Source organism: Opitutia bacterium ISCC 52 (assembly GCA_014529675.2).
Lineage (GTDB): Bacteria > Verrucomicrobiota > Verrucomicrobiia > Opitutales > UBA2995 > UBA2995.
Genome location: CP076040.1, coordinates 2,610,112 through 2,628,134, shown reverse-complemented (window position 1 = coordinate 2,628,134; position 18,023 = coordinate 2,610,112). Strand labels below are relative to the sequence as shown.

16 protein-coding genes are annotated in these 18,023 nt (G+C 47.6%); 4 read left to right on the top strand and 12 right to left on the bottom strand.

Annotated elements, in window-relative coordinates:
* Genes GA003_11165 through pap form a run of 3 tightly spaced genes read right to left on the bottom strand, consistent with a single transcriptional unit; the run spans position 1 to position 4,263 of the window.
* Positions 1 to 1,797, bottom strand: a complete 1,797-nt coding sequence (locus GA003_11165) for a hypothetical protein (GenBank protein QXD26604.1) — start codon at positions 1,795 to 1,797, stop codon at positions 1 to 3.
* Entirely contained in the window at positions 1,784 to 2,737 is a 954-nt protein-coding gene (locus GA003_11160; protein ID QXD26603.1) for a trypsin-like peptidase domain-containing protein, read from the bottom strand. Before GA003_11160 ends, GA003_11165 begins: the two co-directional genes overlap by 14 nt.
* A 59-nt stretch (positions 2,738 to 2,796) precedes the next feature.
* The gene (gene pap, locus GA003_11155; protein QXD26602.1) at positions 2,797 to 4,263 is read right to left on the bottom strand and encodes a polyphosphate:AMP phosphotransferase; all 1,467 of its coding nucleotides are present in this window, start codon (positions 4,261 to 4,263) and stop codon (positions 2,797 to 2,799) included.
* 570 nt (positions 4,264 to 4,833) lie between these two features.
* Between pap and GA003_11150 the strand changes: the two genes are divergently transcribed.
* The gene (locus tag GA003_11150) at positions 4,834 to 5,172 is read left to right on the top strand and encodes a DnaJ domain-containing protein (protein QXD30416.1); all 339 of its coding nucleotides are present in this window, start codon (positions 4,834 to 4,836) and stop codon (positions 5,170 to 5,172) included.
* On the opposite strand, the gene GA003_11145 is transcribed toward GA003_11150, so the two are convergent.
* The 4 genes from GA003_11145 to lpxI all read right to left on the bottom strand — a co-directional run bounded on the left by GA003_11145 (position 5,167) and on the right by lpxI (position 8,530).
* On the bottom strand, positions 5,167 to 5,505 hold the full coding sequence (locus GA003_11145; GenBank protein ID QXD26601.1) for a tRNA-binding protein: 339 nt from the start codon (positions 5,503 to 5,505) through the stop codon (positions 5,167 to 5,169). The two genes, GA003_11150 and GA003_11145, sit on opposite strands and share 6 nt — an antisense overlap.
* 9 nt (positions 5,506 to 5,514) lie before the next feature.
* A complete protein-coding gene (locus GA003_11140) occupies positions 5,515 to 7,275 on the bottom strand; it encodes a DUF5060 domain-containing protein (protein QXD26600.1) in 1,761 nt (586 codons plus the stop codon).
* 104 nt (positions 7,276 to 7,379) lie between these two features.
* Positions 7,380 to 7,592: a DUF1272 domain-containing protein gene (locus GA003_11135; protein QXD26599.1), complete on the bottom strand. Its 213-nt coding sequence runs from the start codon at positions 7,590 to 7,592 to the stop codon at positions 7,380 to 7,382.
* Between the two features lie 89 nt (positions 7,593 to 7,681).
* The gene (gene lpxI, locus GA003_11130; protein QXD30415.1) at positions 7,682 to 8,530 is read right to left on the bottom strand and encodes a UDP-2,3-diacylglucosamine diphosphatase LpxI; all 849 of its coding nucleotides are present in this window, start codon (positions 8,528 to 8,530) and stop codon (positions 7,682 to 7,684) included.
* A gap of 110 nt (positions 8,531 to 8,640) precedes the next feature.
* Here lpxI and GA003_11125 point away from each other — a divergent pair, with 110 nt between their 5' ends.
* The gene (locus tag GA003_11125; GenBank protein ID QXD26598.1) at positions 8,641 to 9,435 is read left to right on the top strand and encodes a TatD family hydrolase; all 795 of its coding nucleotides are present in this window, start codon (positions 8,641 to 8,643) and stop codon (positions 9,433 to 9,435) included.
* A gap of 21 nt (positions 9,436 to 9,456) precedes the next feature.
* On the opposite strand, the gene tcdA is transcribed toward GA003_11125, so the two are convergent.
* The gene (gene tcdA, locus GA003_11120; protein QXD26597.1) at positions 9,457 to 10,245 is read right to left on the bottom strand and encodes a tRNA cyclic N6-threonylcarbamoyladenosine(37) synthase TcdA; all 789 of its coding nucleotides are present in this window, start codon (positions 10,243 to 10,245) and stop codon (positions 9,457 to 9,459) included.
* A gap of 570 nt (positions 10,246 to 10,815) precedes the next feature.
* On the opposite strand from tcdA, the gene rmuC reads away from it, so the two are divergent.
* Both rmuC and GA003_11110 read left to right on the top strand, forming a co-directional pair.
* Positions 10,816 to 12,201 (top strand): DNA recombination protein RmuC, encoded by a 1,386-nt coding sequence (rmuC, locus tag GA003_11115; protein ID QXD26596.1) that lies wholly within the window; start codon positions 10,816 to 10,818, stop codon positions 12,199 to 12,201.
* Between the two features lie 142 nt (positions 12,202 to 12,343).
* Positions 12,344 to 14,818, top strand: a complete 2,475-nt coding sequence (locus GA003_11110) for a prolyl oligopeptidase family serine peptidase (protein ID QXD26595.1) — start codon at positions 12,344 to 12,346, stop codon at positions 14,816 to 14,818.
* A gap of 10 nt (positions 14,819 to 14,828) precedes the next feature.
* Here the strand turns inward: GA003_11110 and GA003_11105 are convergent, their stop codons facing one another.
* The 4 genes from GA003_11105 to GA003_11090 all read right to left on the bottom strand — a co-directional run bounded on the left by GA003_11105 (position 14,829) and on the right by GA003_11090 (position 18,003).
* Positions 14,829 to 15,257, bottom strand: coding sequence for a SufE family protein (locus GA003_11105; GenBank protein ID QXD26594.1), 429 nt, complete (start codon positions 15,255 to 15,257; stop codon positions 14,829 to 14,831).
* 98 nt (positions 15,258 to 15,355) lie between these two features.
* Entirely contained in the window at positions 15,356 to 16,315 is a 960-nt protein-coding gene (locus tag GA003_11100) for a hypothetical protein (protein QXD26593.1), read from the bottom strand.
* A gap of 1 nt (position 16,316) precedes the next feature.
* A complete protein-coding gene (gene rsmI / locus GA003_11095) occupies positions 16,317 to 17,033 on the bottom strand; it encodes a 16S rRNA (cytidine(1402)-2'-O)-methyltransferase (protein QXD26592.1) in 717 nt (238 codons plus the stop codon).
* 181 nt (positions 17,034 to 17,214) lie between these two features.
* Positions 17,215 to 18,003, bottom strand: a complete 789-nt coding sequence (locus GA003_11090) for a hypothetical protein (GenBank protein ID QXD26591.1) — start codon at positions 18,001 to 18,003, stop codon at positions 17,215 to 17,217.
* Positions 18,004 to 18,023: the final 20 nt, after the last annotated feature.

Here is an 18,023-nt window from a genome sequence, read left to right as displayed (position 1 = left end):
TTAATTGGATTTAGGTCGCATGATGATTTCCTGGTGGAGTCCTTCTTCTTCTTTGTAACCAGTTGCTAGGGTAAAATACTCGAAATCGTCGATGACAGGAATCTCCAGGTTGGCGAGTGGGTTATCTTCTTCCTCTTCTGGAGTCCTGTCGGGTATGGCCGATCCGAATCCCTTGAACAGCTTTGTCATGAATTCCATGAACTTCTCAGCATCATTGTATACCAAGCTCATAGGGTCATGTGGAAGCTCATTCAATGCATCTTGCACATCTTGCCGTTCGAAAATGGGGTTGGTGTTATCCTGCATGGAGGCAACCACCAGTTTGGCGAAGTCGGGATTGGTTTGTTCGAAAAAGATATGTTGATCGCTAATGAAAATGGAAGGTCCAGGCGTTGGCTCAGGAGTCTTCATGGCATAATTACTGATGCCGAGGTAATCCTGTTTGCCGATCATGCCCATTCGATCGAAGTTGCCGAGCAGAGCGTCTACTAAGGCCTCGAAAGATAAGCGGTCATTGATGCCGAGGATGATCGTATTACCTTGGTCGAAATAGGACTCCATGCCCGGGAGAATTTCAGCTATGCCTTGAGCGGAAGTGTTGGGGGTTTCACCTGCTGCCACGTAGAGGCTTCCTGAAAAGTTATCGATTAAGGCTTCGTTAATCTGGATGCTCAGGGTTTGTTCGATTTGCCTCTTTTGGCCCAGATATATTTGGCCTGCCATAGGGGAGATGGTAACGACCGTTTCTTCCAGGTCATGTAGCATTCCGCTGATGTCAAAACTGGATACAGAAACTTGTCGAAGATCGTCGCTTAGGAAATTGGCATCCGGTAATGAGTGCCCATAGTGGCCAAGGAGCTTACCAAAAAATCCGTCATTTTCTTCATAGTGAAAAAAGGAGCGCGTTCTTAGCTCGGAAGGGTCGAGGTCGATTGAACCTGACAAGCCTTGAAGCGCGTCCAGTCCCAAGGCATCCAGAATGATGTCGTTAGGGGCGATTTGTCCGCTTTGAACCATGGCATTGGACATTTCGCCATACTGTTCGGCTGCTGCTTCGGCGACCTCACTGATGACGGAGAGATCTGCAAAGTAGAATATCTCGCTGTTTTCATACATGCGAGAAAAGCCATTTTGGAAGGTCTCATTGTCCGCAAGGGTAGGTTGGGAATCATTTCCAAGATACCGTTCGATGAACTTGATGGCCGATTCTTCATCCTTGCACATGGCAGCAATATCTTCGTTGAAAAGAATGATGAACTCCTGGTCTAGAACAAAATAGAAGTCCTCGTATTCTCTATATTCGTTTTCATCGTCTTCCAATGATTGGACCAATAAATCAAAGAGTGACTCATCATCGTAGTCGAAGACTACCCAGAAATTCGGAATGGGTTTTCCCCGGCTTTGATTGTCTTCTAGAGAGAGAGTTGGGTCTGGGAAAAAAGAGAGGAAATCTAAGTTAGAGACTCCTATAGCCAACTGACCTGTGAAAAGGCCTTCCATCATTTCCTGGTCCTGTTCATCCCATTCGTTCTCTTCGTTCTTGGGGAATGTATCCGAACTAAGGTTTGCGATGGTTTGATCGACGAGCGCCTTTACTTCCTCTCTTTGATAGAGCTCATACAAAGGATTGGCTTCCCAGTCCTCTTTCAATTGTGGGATGCTGGGGATTTCCAAATAGAGCAGTGTATCCTCGTCAAACAGGGTCGGAAGATCTTCACGGGCAGCATGGCTGACATTGAAGTTTAATGAGAGGGAGAGAAGGGTGGCCGCACGTACGAACCCTTTAATTATCTTCATCTAAAGTGACTGAGGCGTTGGGAGGTTTGTTGTATCTGAATCCGTTGTTGGGATTGCGAGGGTCGAAAGCAAATGCGTCGCGGTTGTCTATGAATAATTTCACCATTTCAGCTGGGATGGCAAAACCCAAACCCTCGGCTCCGAAAGCAACGATTTTTAAATTGTTAACACCGACGACTTCTCCGTAAAGGTTGAGGAGAGGACCGCCTGAGTTTCCTGGATTAATCTCGGCTGTTGTTTGAATCAAGAGACGTCCCTGCATGACTCGGTTTTTCAAACTGACGATGCCTTCCGATACTGAGCGCTCAAATCCAAGAGGGCTCCCCAAGGCAAATACACGCTGTCCTTGATCGAGTTCTCCGCCCGATCCAATGGGAAGGGCTTTAAAGGACTTTTCGCTATCGTTAATTTTGATGAGTGCTAAATCCCACTCTTGTGATACTGCGATGATCTCCACGTCTTCGTAGAGGGTGCGGCTGAGCTCTTTACCATCGGATTCACCTTCTTCAAATACGGTGACTTTTAATTCTACATCTCCAGAGATGACATGTTCGTTGGTGATGAGGTAACCATCTTCATGGATGAAAAATCCGGAACCGAGACCGGTGGCAGTCTCAATCAGAACGACACCTTCTCCATATTCTGATACCAGCTCCGTAACCGATTGTGTGGAGTCAATCCCACTTTCGATAAACAGCTGACCGGTGTTCATTTCGGTGATTTCGGTTTCTCCTCTGACGTCGATGACCTGTAATACTGAGGACTCAGGGATTTGAACGATGTCGTATCCAAGGTCCACATAGTAGGTATCGCGCTTTTTCTGCAGGATCTCTCCTTTGATCGAGTAGCCTTCCGACAACTCGAGGATGACCAGTTCAGCATGACCAGGAATGAGGGAACCCAGCAGAATGGCTAGGAAAGTGATAAATAGGCGTCGCATGGAATAGGGTATTGGTTGCTTGAGCGAGAAAGTTGTTCCGAGTGATATGCAAATAAAATCTATAACACCTGTTCAAGGGCTTTTACAGTCGTTTCAAGAACCTTGATGCGCGCATAGGGCTTATTATTTCCTTCAACAATAATCCAGGGGGCATTGGGCTTATTGGTAAGGTGGATCATGTCGTTGATGGCGACATTGTAATCATCCCATTTGTCGCGGTTTCGCCAGTCCTCGTCGGTGATTTTCCACTGTTTGTGTGGGTTTTGCTCGCGAGCTTTGAATCGGCGCAATTGTTCTTCTTTATCAATATGTATCCAGAACTTCAGTATGATGGCTCCGCCGTTGGACCAGTGTTCTTCTGTTTCATTGATTTCGTCGTAGGCGCGTTTCCACTCTTTTTCGGAGCAAAAACCTTCCAAGCGTTCGACCATCACTCGTCCATACCAACTGCGATCATAGATGCCGATATGGCCGCCCTTGGGAAAATCATTCCAGAATCGCCACATATAGTGGTGACTGAGCTCCAAGTCATTCGGTGCGGCTGTTGGGAAAACATCATAGCCACGGGGATCCAGGCTTTTGGTTAATCTTCGGATGGCGCCCCCTTTACCTGCAGCATCCCAACCTTCAAAGGCCAGCACGGCAGGGCGACGACTTTTGTATAATTGGTGTTCCAATTCATGCAAACTCTCCTGGAGCTGTTTTCGTTTCTCCTTATAGATCGTCGGTTCCATGGTCTGGGAGAGATCGACTTTTTCGAGCGGTGCCGGGAACCCCTTTTTGGTGCCCCATTTTAGCTTAGGATTCGATACGGGCTTTTCGGCAGTTTCCTTGGCCTGAAGTGCACTTTTTAGTTCGTCGGTTACCGTCTGGAGGAGCTCCAGGTTTGCTGACTTTAAATTGGTAGAATCGATGCGGACCCAGGGAGCACGCTTCTGATGAGTTAGATGGATCATTTCCTCCATCTTCTCCCGATACTCGTCATACAACTTATGGCGTTTCCAATCTTTCTCGGTGACGCGCCAGGAGGTCGAAGCATTTTTTGAGAGCTTGTTCAGCCTTTGATCCTGCTTTTCCTCAGAGATCGTCAGGTAGACCTTTATCAGGACGACTCCGTCATTCGTTAGCTGTTGCTCGAAATTTTTAATCTCACGAACGACTTTTGGCACCTGTTTGTCAGATATCTCCTCATTGACCCGATCGTCCAACAGCAGGCGGTACCAGGATCGATCGAAGATTGCCATGCGGTCTCTTGCCGGGGTTCTTATCCAAAATCGCCAGAGAAAAGGGCGGTAGATGGCTTCTTCACTGGGCGAGTGCATGGTGTGCACTTTAAATCCGCGCGGATCCAAGGATTGAAGGAGACGATTGATGAGCGCGCCTTTTCCTGCTCCGTCCGCACCTTCGAATAGGATGACGACTGGAATCTTTTTTAGGATGGCTTGCCGTTGAAGCCGTCCAAGATCCTGGATGAGGTTTGAAAGCTGGGATTTAAGGTCGCTGTCTGCAGGTTGGGTTACAGGCATTGGATAAAGCCTCGAAGGTCTCTGGTCTCTTTTCAACGGTTTTTTAAGCCTGATTGAGGAAAAGAATCGCGTTGGAACTGAAATTGATAGAACTCGTCATATTCATAAACAGAAGTAACTCTTATGTCTTGGATAGGTAAAATACTCGGAGGAGGAATGGGGATGCTCATGGGGGGACCCATAGGCGCAGTCATTGGAGGTGCTATTGGGCATTTATTTGTCGATAGCCAGGTGGAGGCTGTTGCTGATTCTCAGCGGCAATCAGGCACGGGCCGACCGGTTCCTGAGGCAGGATTCACCAATCAGGAGCAAAAACAGGCCGTATTCTTCGCCTCTACGTTTGCGATGCTGGGTAAGATGGCTAAAGCCGATGGAAAGGTAACTCAAGCGGAGATCAAAATCGTAGAGGGATTCATGCGTGATCACCTGCGATTGGATAAGCAGGCAAGGATGTTTGCTGTTAATATATTCAATCGAGCTAAGGATGATGCGTACCCGTATAGTCAGTACGCTACAGAGTTTTCCCGGCATTTTCAGTATGATCAGAATATGCGTATGGTTTTGTTCGAAATGCTATTCCAAGTGGCAGCTGCAGATGGTACGGTCCACCATGCAGAAGAGCACTTACTGGAAGAAACGGTTCGCTACCTCAATATACCGCGCCATTTATTTGAAGAGCTCAAGGCGCGTCTTGCCCCTTCAGCGGACCCTGCTTACACCGTGCTTGGTCTGACAGCAGATGCGACGGATGCTGAAGTTAAAAAAGCCTATCGAGCCAAGGTCATGGAATATCACCCAGACAAGATTGTGTCTAAAGGCCTACCCGAAGAATTCCTGAAGTTTGCCGAAGAGAAATTCAAGGAAGTCAACGAAGCCTACGAGACGATTAAGAAGTCACGAGGATTATAAGAGCTTTGTGCCTAAAGGTATCTGCTTGTCGGGTACGCAAAGAGCGACTTGACCTTCCTGGTTATGAAAGCCGGTGACCAGGCACTCGGACATAATGGGTCCGATCTGCTTCTTGGGGAAGTTTACGACGGCAACTACTTGCTGACCAATCAGCTCCTCCCGTGAGTATAGTTCGGTGATTTGAGCACTCGATTTGCGAATGCCAATCTCTTCGCCAAAGTCGACTTTAAGAATGTAAGCAGGTTTTTGCGCCTCCGGAAATGGATCGACTGAAATGATTGCTCCTACCCGCAGCTCAACTCCCAAGAAGTCATCAAATGAAATGGTTTTCATGTTTTGTTCTCAATTTTTCCTTATCAGGCATACCCAATCATCATCACTTGAATTGGGTGGATTGCCGATGGAAGTGCTGTTTCCGCCGGACAGGCTTTTCTTGGAGCTACGCTGAAGATCGCCCCCGTTTCTGGGGTCAAACCAATGAGCCGAGTATTCACCTTCAGGAAGTTTAACTTCAGTGGTTCCTCCATCGGCCAGGTAAAGCAAGTATGTCTCTCCTTCTTTCGAGAGCGTCCAAGCGTTGTCTGCGAAATCTTCATGTGGTTCGAGTGCTTTAAATGTCGTGTGATCACTGAGAAAACGAATGGCCCTCACCGCTGTCTGGTAGTGTTTCTCAAAAGGGCGATAATCCTGCACCCTCAAGTCATCCCCTTTGCCAATATAAAGTTCAACGCCTGCACTTCCGGCCATGAATGTGCCCCATACTACATTTTTCCTCCAAACCTCCATGGGGACCTTCGTTTCTTTGATAAAGGGTTCATCCAGACCGAAGACCCAAGGTTGACCCGCTGCTGCAGATTTGTTGCGCCATTCCAGGGTTTTTCCGTAAATGTCTTCTTCGTAGTTCCACTGGAACGCCGGACCTGTGAGATTCTTGTTTCCTAATAGAGGCGTAAAAATCCAGTCTTCGTATGAGGGGCCATTGTGAATGACGATGTGGTCATCGTAAGGAACGAGCTTTCTTAAGTGTGCGGAAAAGAGGATGCGCTGTTCGTCCGTATTGGCAGTGTGGTAGCCATCTCCCTGGGCCCAACCGTTTTCCTCTCCAATATTCCAGGTGATGGCTGGGTGGTGTCCGAAACGTGCGACCATTTCTCGATAATAGACTTTGCGGCTTTTGGCGAAGCCACCCGTACGTCCGGTTTCGCGAATTTCGAAGAATGCTTCATTCTCAGTTTCACTTAAGACGAAGTGAGGCATGACTCCTTTATGAGTCATATGAGAGAAAAGGACTTCCCATTGATCGAGTTTAGAGCAGTCGTAGGTCAAGATGGCGTCGCCATCAATCCACGGCCAAGCCTGCTTGCCATCACCATAAGAATTCATGGGTAGGAAGTAGAGCGCATTGACGCCCAGGGAAGAGAGGTAGTTGATGACACCGATGATGCCTTTGCCCTTACCATTCTTCCAGGTAGGGTCGTCTTGGTTCCAATCTTGAATGTGGTCTGGGTAGGTACGTTTCGATGGTGTGTTGTCGAAGCCTTTGTACTCTAGAAATACCTCCGGACTATTAGCACCTGCTTTCAGGAAATACGCTTTGGATCTTTGAAATTGAAGAAAGTGTTTTCCCACGTAGGCAAGACGACCCTGGGTGCGAAAATCTTTGCCTGGGGCTTTGTCAGAATCGCTTACTTCGAATGTCCCTCTCGTATCATCGAAATAGCCTGCGCTTTTTCCGCCTTTTAAGTTAGCGGCAACCATCTTGCCTTTTACGAAGCTGGCTTGGTATTTCCAGCTTCCTGATTCATCAGGACAAAAGTGAACTCGCCATATGTTTCCGGATTCCGCACTGCTTTCGCCGGCATTCCCGTCTGCAGCAAAATATCCTGGGATAGAAAAACGCTGGCCTGAAGGTCCTGTGAATTCTACATCCAGGCGGTAGTCAGTGAATGGATTTATATCACCGGTTTCTGAACTATTCGGTCCTTCGAAATCGATGGTGGCTTTGTGCCAGGTCACTAGATCACCATGAATGGTGTCAGCAAAGGAAGCGTGTACACTTAGCAAGGCGAATACTGTCAGGAGTAGAATTCGTATTTTTGTCATGGTATTAAATTATCGGTCTGAGGGGTCGATGGTATTGAGAGAGTCTGAAAAGGCACTGATGTCTTTAAACTGAGCCTGGTGTGGACCCGATCTGTAGAGGCTGGTTAATCCTTCAAACTAGTAGTGGGTCGATGGGCGATTACAGGTCGAATCGGGCGAAGAGTGAATCCACCTCCGCAATTTGGGCAGACATTGTTTAGCACTTCTTCAATACAGGAAGAACAAAAGGTGCATTCGTAGGAGCAGATATAGGCTTTCTTTGAATCTGGCGGAAGATCTTTGTCGCAAAGTTCACAGTTTGGGCGGAGTTCTAGCATTTGGACTATTTATTTAGCGGATTTCCGATCGTGTGTTTGCATGGCTTGGGGGATACAAAATTACGGCTTTCAATGAACTCTGAGCAGGATTAATAACCTACCAGCTGGATGCCCCATTGTGAGGCCTGTTTTAAGACCTTCTCCTTTTCGAGGATGATGATCTTGTTTGCTTCAAGATAGGCATGATGAATGCCGGATTCCTTCATCACCTCCAAAGTCTTCATTCCAAATACAGGGACATCGAACCGGTAATCCTGGCCGGGTTTCACTGTTTTAATAAACACGAGTTGGTTGGTTTGAAAACTTCCTGCACGGCCGAGCATGCGATCGGTTCCTTCAAAGGCTTCAACGGCAACGACCGTTCCTTTGCGAATGACGACGCCTTGACCAATATCCAAACGGGCAACTTCTTTGGCTATTTCTATGCCATGCTCGATGAATTCGGGCCGGACCTTGTCTTTGCCCTGAGTCATAGGGCCTTCATCAGCCATTTGATTATCTAGAAAGGCACGAGCGTCTACCAATTCTATGCCAAGCTTCGAGATTTCGTCCGATATGGCTCCAAAGATGGTTTCGGCGTTCTTTTGTTTGAGCTTCGCTAACAAGGTGACTGCGCGCAGATCAGGATAAAGGTCCTTGAAAAGACGCCCCGGCGTAATTTGACCAGCCATCAAGGCCCATTTCACATTATAGGACTTCAAGGCTTTGAGCATTTTGCCTAATTTTCCTACTTTGATGCGGATCCTGTCCTCCTCACTAAATGATTCGTAGAGGCTTTCCCGCGTCTCGCCTTCATAGGCAATGATCTTTCTGCGAACTCCGGACTCACGCATTCGATTTGCAACGAGTTCGGGGTAGAGCTCTTTACCTGCGATTAAGCAGATTCCATCCTCGGGCTGGAAATCGTCTGGGAGAAATTGGGATAGGGTGTGAGCCATATGATAGGGCATGTTTAGGATTTCTGCGGCTCTGTCCAAAGAATTTATGGATTTCATTTTAAAATGAAAAATAGGCTTCCAGTTAGCTGTACTTGTTTTCTACTACACTCGTGTCACTCTATGACAGTCATCTTCACCTTCAGGATCCCCGCCTCAAGTCCGTTCTTAATGATCTTTCCAATACCTATGCTTCCCTCGGAGTAAAACGCGTAGTAGTCAATGGAACTGAAGAAGCTGACTGGGAGAGAGTCGGGCAGTTATCAGAGCTATTTCCGTTTGTGAAACCTGCATTTGGACTGCATCCTTGGCATATATTTAATCGCTCTGCCCATTGGTTGGGTAATCTGGAATACTGTATTGATCACTATAATGGATTTGTCGGTGAGATTGGTCTCGATCGTTGGATTCAGAATCATGATTTCGATGATCAGGTCGAAGTGTTCAAAAAGCAGTTACAGCTTGCTGCCCGGAAGAACGTGCCTGCCAGCATTCATTGTTTGAATGCGTGGGGAAGAATGCTGGATTTGTTGGGGGAAGAAGCGCTGCCGAAAGTAGGCGTGCTCCTTCATAGTTATGGCGGAGCGCAAGAAATGGTTCCTCAGTTGGCTGAGTTGGGATGCTACTTTTCATTCAGTGGCTACTTTCTGCTGGATCGTAAATCGAAAGCCAGGGCTACTTTCAAAACAATACCTATTGATCGGATCCTAGTAGAAACAGATGCTCCCGATCAGCATTTGCCAGAAGACCGTGATGAACATCCCTTGCCACTGGATGATGAAGGAAAGTCAGTGAATCATCCGGGTAACATTGGTGCTGTTTATTCAGGTTTGGCCCAAGTGCTGGATATGCCAGTTGAGAGGCTGGTCGATCAAGTAGAGGAAAATTACCAGCGAATCTTCGGGTAGGTCTAGTCAGTTGCTAGCTACTCAGACCGGCTCAGCAGATTTTCGCAAGACCAGCTCAATCGCTTTGGCGGCTGCTTGAAAACCGAATGTTCCTGTGAGGAAGCTGGCTGTTCCATACCCGCTAGCGCAATCGAGTTTCAGTTCGGTATCTTTGGGTTTCTTCTCGCACACTGATCCGTCGTTGTCTGGAAAAACGACTGGCTCGGCAGAGAAGACGCAGGGGATACCCCAATTGCGTTTTGGATTTCGGGAAAACCCGTAATCTTGTCTAAGCTCTTTCCTGACATTGGCCATCAGGGCATCATTATAAGCCTTATTAATATCGCGCACTTGAACCAGAGAAGGATCCCGACGTCCACCCGCTGCTCCGGTTGTTACCAATCGTATTTTTCGACGCTTACATCGGGCAATGAGCAGGCACTTGTTTTTGCGGTCATCAATAGCGTCCACTACACAATCAAACTTCTGATCGAGCAATGATTCACAGGAGGCAGCGGTAAAGAATCGATTCTGTTCCGTCACCTTGCAGTCCGGGTTGATGGACTGAATACGCTTAGTCATCGCAGCTGTTTTCATATGACCCACGGTGTCTGTTGCCGCATGAACCTGCCGATTGGTGTTGGTTACGCAGACTTCATCCATGTCAATAAGCGTAATATGCCCAATGCCAGAGCGGGCTAGGGCTTCTGCGGTCCAGGAGCCCACTCCTCCAATTCCCACAACAGCAATGTGGGCCTGGGCAAGTCTCTGGGCGTTTTCAGAACCATAGAGGCGCTGGATTCCGCCGAAACGTTCTTTGTTTAATGTCATGGATGGGCTTAACATTTGGGTTAAGAAGCCCCCTTATTCATAAGGTCCCAGTCACTTGGCAATTAAAAATAACAGAGAAGGCCCATGACTGAATTTCCAACGGCTGCTTTTCATGAAGGATATGTGGATCGTTTCTATGAAACTCCTCTGGCTTTATTTTCAGTTTTTGCGAGAAAACCTCAGTTGGTACTAGGGGAATTTCGTACATGGACTAAAGAGAAAAACTATGAACCCCTAAACCAAGTCACTTAACGAATAAGGTGCTGGCCGGATTCTAATCTAAGAGGAATTTCTCTATTCTAAAAACCAAGCACCGCTCACTCGGTGTGTTGGAATCTCATACTTCCTTTCAATGACAACGTTTCCTCATGATCTGAATCCGCAATCAGATCGCTAAAGTAGGTTACGTGGCCGGGAAGTTATCCGATCCAACATTTTAGGGGCGCTCGTCGAAAGACGAGCGCTTCTTGTTTTTAACGGATGAGGCTCTCTGTGGGCTATCCTGACTGACAGAACTTCTCAGGTCTTTACCGTTTACAAGCGAAGAACGCGCAGGGATAGTCTTCGAGTATGGACTGGCTGCTACCAATGGTGACTTTTGTTTCGGGTGTTCTTTTGAGTGGCGTGGTTGTTTTCTTGATACAACGTTCTCAAAAATTGCTTTTGGCTGCGCGCGTACAGCAGCAAGAGGCGGACATTCATAAACTTGATGAGGCCTATGAAGAGGCTCGTCGAAGACTGGAGGCATCCGTTCAGGAGATTTCAGGGTTACGCACTCAAGTCACGACTTTGGAGACAAAGCTTGAAAGCGACCAAGAGCATTTTACTGAGAAAGAGCAGGTCTATAAGGAATTGGAGAAGCGGTTCTCGGATGTCTTTAAGGCTCTATCAGGGGAGGCCTTGAAAGAGAATAATCGATCGTTTTTGGAATTAGCAAAGGAGCACCTGAATTCTCAGCAGGTAAAATCCAAGGGAGAGCTGGAAAAGCGCAAACAGGCGATTGAAGGGCTGCTTAAACCAATCAATGAGTCTCTCAAGAACTTTGGCGAAAAAGTAGGGGACATTGAAAAAGCCCGTGTAGGAACCTATGAAGCATTGAAGGAGCAGGTATTGTCCCTGGCAGAAGGACAAACGCGCTTGCGAACCGAAACGGGTAATCTTGCCCGAGCGCTGAATACGCCTCGTGTGCGAGGCAGTTGGGGAGAAATTCAGCTTAAGAAAGTGGTCGAACTAGCGGGAATGTTGGAGCACTGCGATTTCGAAGAGCAGCAAAGTAAGGACAGGGACGATGGTTCGCGTGCTCGCCCTGACATGATCGTTCACCTGCCGGGTGACAAGCAGATCATCATTGATGCCAAAGCTCCGCTTGAGGGTTTTCTGGCCGCCCTGGAAGCCGATGATAAGAAGGACAAGGAAGCTCGAATGAAGGACCATGCCCGTCACATACGGATGCACATCAAGGAACTTGGCGGGAAGTCATATTGGGAACAATTTGAGAACACGCCCGAGTTTGTCGTGCTGTTCCTGCCAGGCGAAAGTTTCTTTAGCGCTGCCTTGGAAGTGGAGCCGGGATTGATCGATGAAGGAGTTCAGCAGAAAGTAATTTTGGCGACTCCAACCACGCTCATAGCCTTGCTTAAAGTGGTTGCTTACGGATGGCGCCAGGAGAATCTTGCTCAGCAATCCCGTGAGATTAGCAAACTAGGAAAAGAGATTTATGATCGGGTGTCTGATGTTGCCAAAAACTGGATGTCTGTTGGCAAAGGTCTGCGCAATGCGGTTGAAAGCTACAACAAAGCTGTAAACAACCTGGAATCGCGCGTTTTGGTTTCGGCACGCAAAATGAAGGAACTTCCCATCGATCTCTCGAAAAAGGAGATTGATGGCAGCACTTTAGTAGAAGCGGTGCCGCGGGAGCTTCAAGCGGCTGAGTTGAAGGACGAAGAATCCGAATAAATCCGACTTAGATTTAAAATCTATTCTGGCATGAAAGCCCTATAAATGGGAATATGTATGGAATAAGCTGTGTTTCTCCCAGTCTGAAACTATGTAACTTTCTTTTAGATAGATGCTATCTTCCCTGACCAGATTCTTATGTTTGCTAGTATTGATAGGCTGGCATCCGGTATTTGGGCAGCCCGAGATTGATTATGAAAGACCATCGGAGTCATTGAGAAATCTGGTTGAGCGACCGCTGCCATCTGTTTACCATCCTTCTCCGAATAGAGAGCAGATGCTCAAGTTGAACTTGGTTTCTCTAATACCGGAAGCGTATCTTCGTCGTGAAGAGGTTTCATTGGCGGGATTTAAAATGTACCGAGATACCAGTGCAAAGAGTCGTCGTGTATATGCCGAAGGGTTGTCGTTGGTTGACGTAGCCAGTGGCACTGAAAACACAATTACAGGATTACCGACGGACTTGGTGGTTTTGCACGTGCTGTGGTCACCGGATAGTAAACGTGTTGCGACGCTTTTTGAACGTGAGAATCAGGTCGAGTTATGGGTCATAGAAACCACAGGTTTTACCGCCAGGAAGCTGAGTGACTTGGCGGTGCATGCGGCAATGGATGAACTGCTATTCTGGTCAAGCGATAGCCAACATATTTGGGTCAAAACCATTCCAGCGGATAGAAAAGCTTTTGTAGAAGATTCCAGTGTCGAGAGACTTGCTTTAGTCAGGGAGACAAGCGGGCAGTCAATTCCGGCTCAAACACATCAAGGCACGTTGCGAACTCAGAAAGATGTTGAGCTCTTTAAACACTATTTCAAGACTTCGATCGCAAAGATCAGTTTAACCGGTTCTCATGAGATGGTCGGCGAGCCCGGAGTCTACGGTTACTTTCGTGAGTCTCCGGATCAGCAATATTTACTCGTCGAAAGACTGGTCGAGCCCTGGTCCTATTGGGTGAATGCGGAGCAATTTGCCTACGATGTCGAAGTGTGGGATATCGAGACAGAAGGCCTAACGCGAATTGCTGGTGCGCCTTTGGCGGAAACGCTTCCTTATGGAGGGGGTATTGTTCGTTTGGGTGCCCGTAAATTTAGTTGGAGATCTGATAAACCCTCTACCGTTGTTTGGGTGGAAGCCTTGGATAACGGAAGTCCCTATGAGATCGCTCGTTATCGTGATCAAATCCTGAGCCTTCAAGCACCTTTCGACTCAGCTCCGAACCAACTAGTTAAAGCCACAGGTCGAGTGGGGGACATCATGTGGAACGAGTCGGACCGTGCCCTCATCTTTAGCTGGGATTGGGTTGAGCGGGATCTTGAATTGTCATCCTTTAATCCCAATAAGAACCAAAAAGATACTCGAACCTTGCTCAGCTTTGATATGGGAGATCGATATCGTCATCCCGGATTCCCTCTCATGAAGCTTAATGAGAGCGGTTTTCCAATGGTTCATACAGATGAATCAGGGGAGCATATGTTCTTGGTAGGAGAAGGAGGCTCGTTGGAAGGAGATCGTCCATTTCTCGACAGATTCAATTTTGATTCGCGACGTAAGAAGCGATTATTTCGTTCCAAGAAACCCTACTTTGAAACACCTATTACGGTATTGGATGGCGAAGGTGAGGAGCTGTTAGTGCGACGGGAATCGCCAACGATGCCTCCCACTTATTTTAGTTGGAGCAAAAGAAAGCGATTTCATTCTCAGCTGACTTTCGATGAAAATCCCTACCCAGAACTTGAAGAAGTTCAGCAAACACTCGTGAAATATAAACGTAGGGATGGTGTGCAATTAATGGCTAACTTGTATCTTCCAGATGGATACAATGCTAAAAAGAATGGGCCGCTTCCGACACTTGTTTGGGCCTATCCCAAGGCCTATCAAAATGCGCAGAATGCAAGCCAGTTAAAGAAATCTCCCTATCAGTTTCTTTATGGGCGTTGGAACCGGCCTATCATTTGGGCAACTCAAGGGTATGCTGTATTGGATGATCCTACTATGCCCATTATTGCCCAATCCGGCTCAAATGCCAATGACACCTTTATCCCTCAATTGGTTGATTCAGCGAATGCTGTAGTAAGGGAGCTCATCCGTAGAGGGGTGAGCGAAAAAGACAAAATTGCCTTGGGAGGTCACAGCTACGGTGCATTTATGACTGCAAACTTGCTTGCGCACACAGATCTCTTTTGTGCAGGAATTGCTCGTGGGGGAGCCTATAATAGAACGCTGACTCCTTTTGGCTTTCAGTCTGAGGAACGAATCCTTTGGCAATCTCCGAGGGTTTATCTGGAGATGTCACCCTTTCTGAATGCTAGTTACATAAATGAGCCGCTTCTGCTGCTTCATGGTGAAGAGGATCAAAATCCCGGTACGCATCCGATGCAAAGCGAGAGGCTTTTTCACGCTTTGAATGGCATGGGTAAGCACGCTCGATTGGTTATGTTGCCCTATGAAGGCCATACCTTCCGCGGTGAGAAGGGAGTACTGCATAATCTATGGGAAATGGAACGCTGGCTGGAGACTCATGTGAAAGGGGATTCTCCGATTTCGTCTACCTCGATTTCTCAAAGTGATCCATCAGGGCCTTCTCTCAATGATTCCTCAGCCGAAGGTGCCGAGAAATAGTCGTAATCAATCAGGCAGACTTTGATTTTTGAAGTTCCGCGTATCCGAGGATTTTGGAAGTCACATTCGACAGACCATTTCTGCGATTACTGGACAAGTGCTGGGTAATGCCCACTTCGGATAGGAATATTGGATCCACGCTCAGGACATCCTCGGGGGTGTGGCCGCTATAGAGATTGCAAAGTAGGTGAGCCACTCCGCGGGTGATCGGTGAGTCAGAATCAGAACGATACTGACAAAGCCCATCGGTAAACTCCGGAACCAGCCACAAGTTTGACATACATCCCTCGATACGGAAGGCGTCTATCTTATACTCGTCGGGTAATGTCTCTGCCTTTTTGCCTTTTTCAATCACATAGGCAAAGCGCTCATAGGAGTCGTCAAAAAGTGACATTTCCTCCACGATGCGGTCTCGTTTTTCCTCAATACTCGTAGCCATAGAATCGAATGTAGGGAATGGATCTTTTTCTAAAGCGCAATGCTGCATTTAAAAAAATAGATCCATTTATTGGTACTATTCTATGAAAGGACCCAACTTTAGTTTTGGGTTGTTTCTGGATTCAGCAGTTCATCCGCTACCCCATAGCGTAAACTACGAAAACAGTGATAGAACTGGGAAACGCCGACCCATTTCCCCAGTTGGATGAGTGCCAAGAGGGTGACGGGAAATACATCTGCCCGATTGCCAGGCAGCTTGGGGATTTGCAGGCGTTGTTGCAGATCGTAGGACGAAGCTTCATCAAAAACTGAAACCAGGTCGCTCATGCTCAGATGGGGACTGCTTTCTTCGAGTGTTTTACCTGCTCTGTGAGCAATAATTGCGCGTGAGGTCACCCAGGTGCCTCCGGCGCCAACTACTATGGCCTCGTCTGGATTTTCTAAATTAATGGGAAGCTGAGAAACCTGTTGTTGGACGGCTTCGATGACGGCCATCTTTTCCTCTTCTTTCAGGGGGAGATTAGGATTCTGGACATGATGTTCAAGTAAGCGAACACCTCCTAGAGGGAGGCTCTCGGCCATCTTGATTTCGCGGTCTTTGATATAAATGCATTCAACGCTGCCGCCGCCCATATCAAAAATCATGATCTCTTTCTGATTCCTCAAATTAGGATCAGTGAGTACGCCTTTGCCAATTAATCGTGCTTCTTCTTCTCCTGCGATAACGTCAACCTCCTGTCCTGTTTCTTCGAATACACGGCGTTTAAATTCTTCTCGATTGTTGGCATCGCGAACAGCACTGGTTGCCACAATTCTTGAGTAGTCTGGCTGAAGGCTCTGCATTTCCTGGTAGAGCTCTCCAATCACTTGCACTCCTTTTTGCATACTCGCTTCGGTGAGCTCCGGATGATCTTTGCTGATCCCTTCGCTGATGCGCGTTTCGCTCGTACGCTCGCCAAGTGCTTTAAGGCCTTCGGGTCTATTTTCGACGACCAGCATCTTAAGTGTATTACTACCAATATCGAGTGCGGCCGCCCTTGGGTGGTAAGGACTATTCATTTTAGAGAGTGAAATCTGTTGGAGCGATCAGAACTACGAATTCGCCTTTTTGCGATCTAGCCCGGACATTGTTTGATACTTCTTCAGCTGAACCTGTGAAAATGGTCTCGTGAAGTTTTGTAAGCTCACGAGCAACGCACATCACTCGGTTGGGTCCAAGGACTTCCAGGAAGTTGTCTAGGAACTTTAAGATGCGGTGATTGGATTCGAACACGATGTGTGTCTGGTCCGCGTTTTGAATGCTTTCAAAGAATCGTTTTCTTGCGGCCGATTTCGCAGGGAGAAATCCACGGTAAAAAAATCGATCACTTGGGAGACCTGAGGCGGATAGGGCGGCTAGCGCAGCGGAAGGTCCTGGGATAGGAGAAACCAGAAGGCCTCTATTGCGGCATTCGCGAACCACTCTAAAGCCAGGATCACTAAGCGTTGGAGTGCCTGCATCGGATATCAGGGCCACGGATTGCCCAGCTTCTATTTTGTCTGCCAATAGCACGGCCTGCTTTTTCTCATTGTGCTCGTGGTAACTGGCCAGGCTTTTCTTAATCGAAAAATGTGAAAGTAGTTTGCCAGAAGTGCGCGTATCTTCGCAGGCAATCAGGTCACAGCTATTCAGGATATCAAGCGCACGCTGTGTGATATCACCCAAGTTGCCAATCGGTGTGGCAACTATGTACAGTCCAGGAGTAAGGAGGGGAGTCTCCCCGTCGCATTCACTCATCGTTGGTCTATTACCCAGGATTACCTACTCCAGGCAACTGTTGCTCCCAATCAGCTGGGCGGCTCCAGGGAATAGAAGTATCATATGGGCTTGTTTTCTCGCATCCGGAGAAAAGCAACAATCCGGAGCCTACCGCGAGCAAAGCTAAAATGGTGCGAACAATTTTCATGGGTTTTATGACTTATTCCAAATGAGCGGCGTCTCCAACTTGAATTTCCGCAACACTTAAATTATCGTTAGTGTTAGTAGCTGATAGTATCTGGGCAACACTGAAATCGTTGGTAATGTTGGTTAAGCTCACCAGCGCAATTTCTTGTTGTTCTCTGCGTAGGCTGAGAGTCTGGCCTTCTGCCGCTCCGTGTTGCCGACCGTAGTTGATGATGGCAAACGATCCATCCGGGCCAATCCGCACGACTTCTCCTACTGATTGGGTTGGCAGAGGATCCGTCTGGAAACTGCTAGCAGGAGGTGGCAGAGCCGGATTTTGGTTCACTGAGGACAGGGAGCGTCGAAGGGAGGTGTTTTCTGCACTCAGCTCCAGATTGCGTGATTGAAGGTCGTTAAGTTGTTCGCGCCAGTTTTGAGGAGGGATGGAGGCCTCAAGGTTATTGTTTTCACGCTGAAGGTCACGATTGGCTGCATTTACGTTCTGCAGTTCCTCCTCCAGCTGCTTTTGAGCAGCTTCTGCGGCTTCAGCTCTTTGTTTCAGCTGGTCAAACTGCTCTTTAAATCCTGTGGCCTTTGCCCGTTCTTCTTCGGTGATTGCCTGTAGTTGTTTACTCGATTCTTCAGCGTAAAGGGTTCGGGATTTCAGCTTCGCCGACTGAGAGAGTTCTTCCTGAAGGGCCAACCGAGAAATGTTCAGGTTCTCGTCCAATCTCAGCTTTTGCTTCTTAACCTGGAGGTAGAGGAAGCCCGAAACTAATACTCCAACCAGGCAAATAATGCGGAGTAGGAGAGAGCCATTCATAGATTAAAACTACCAAATGG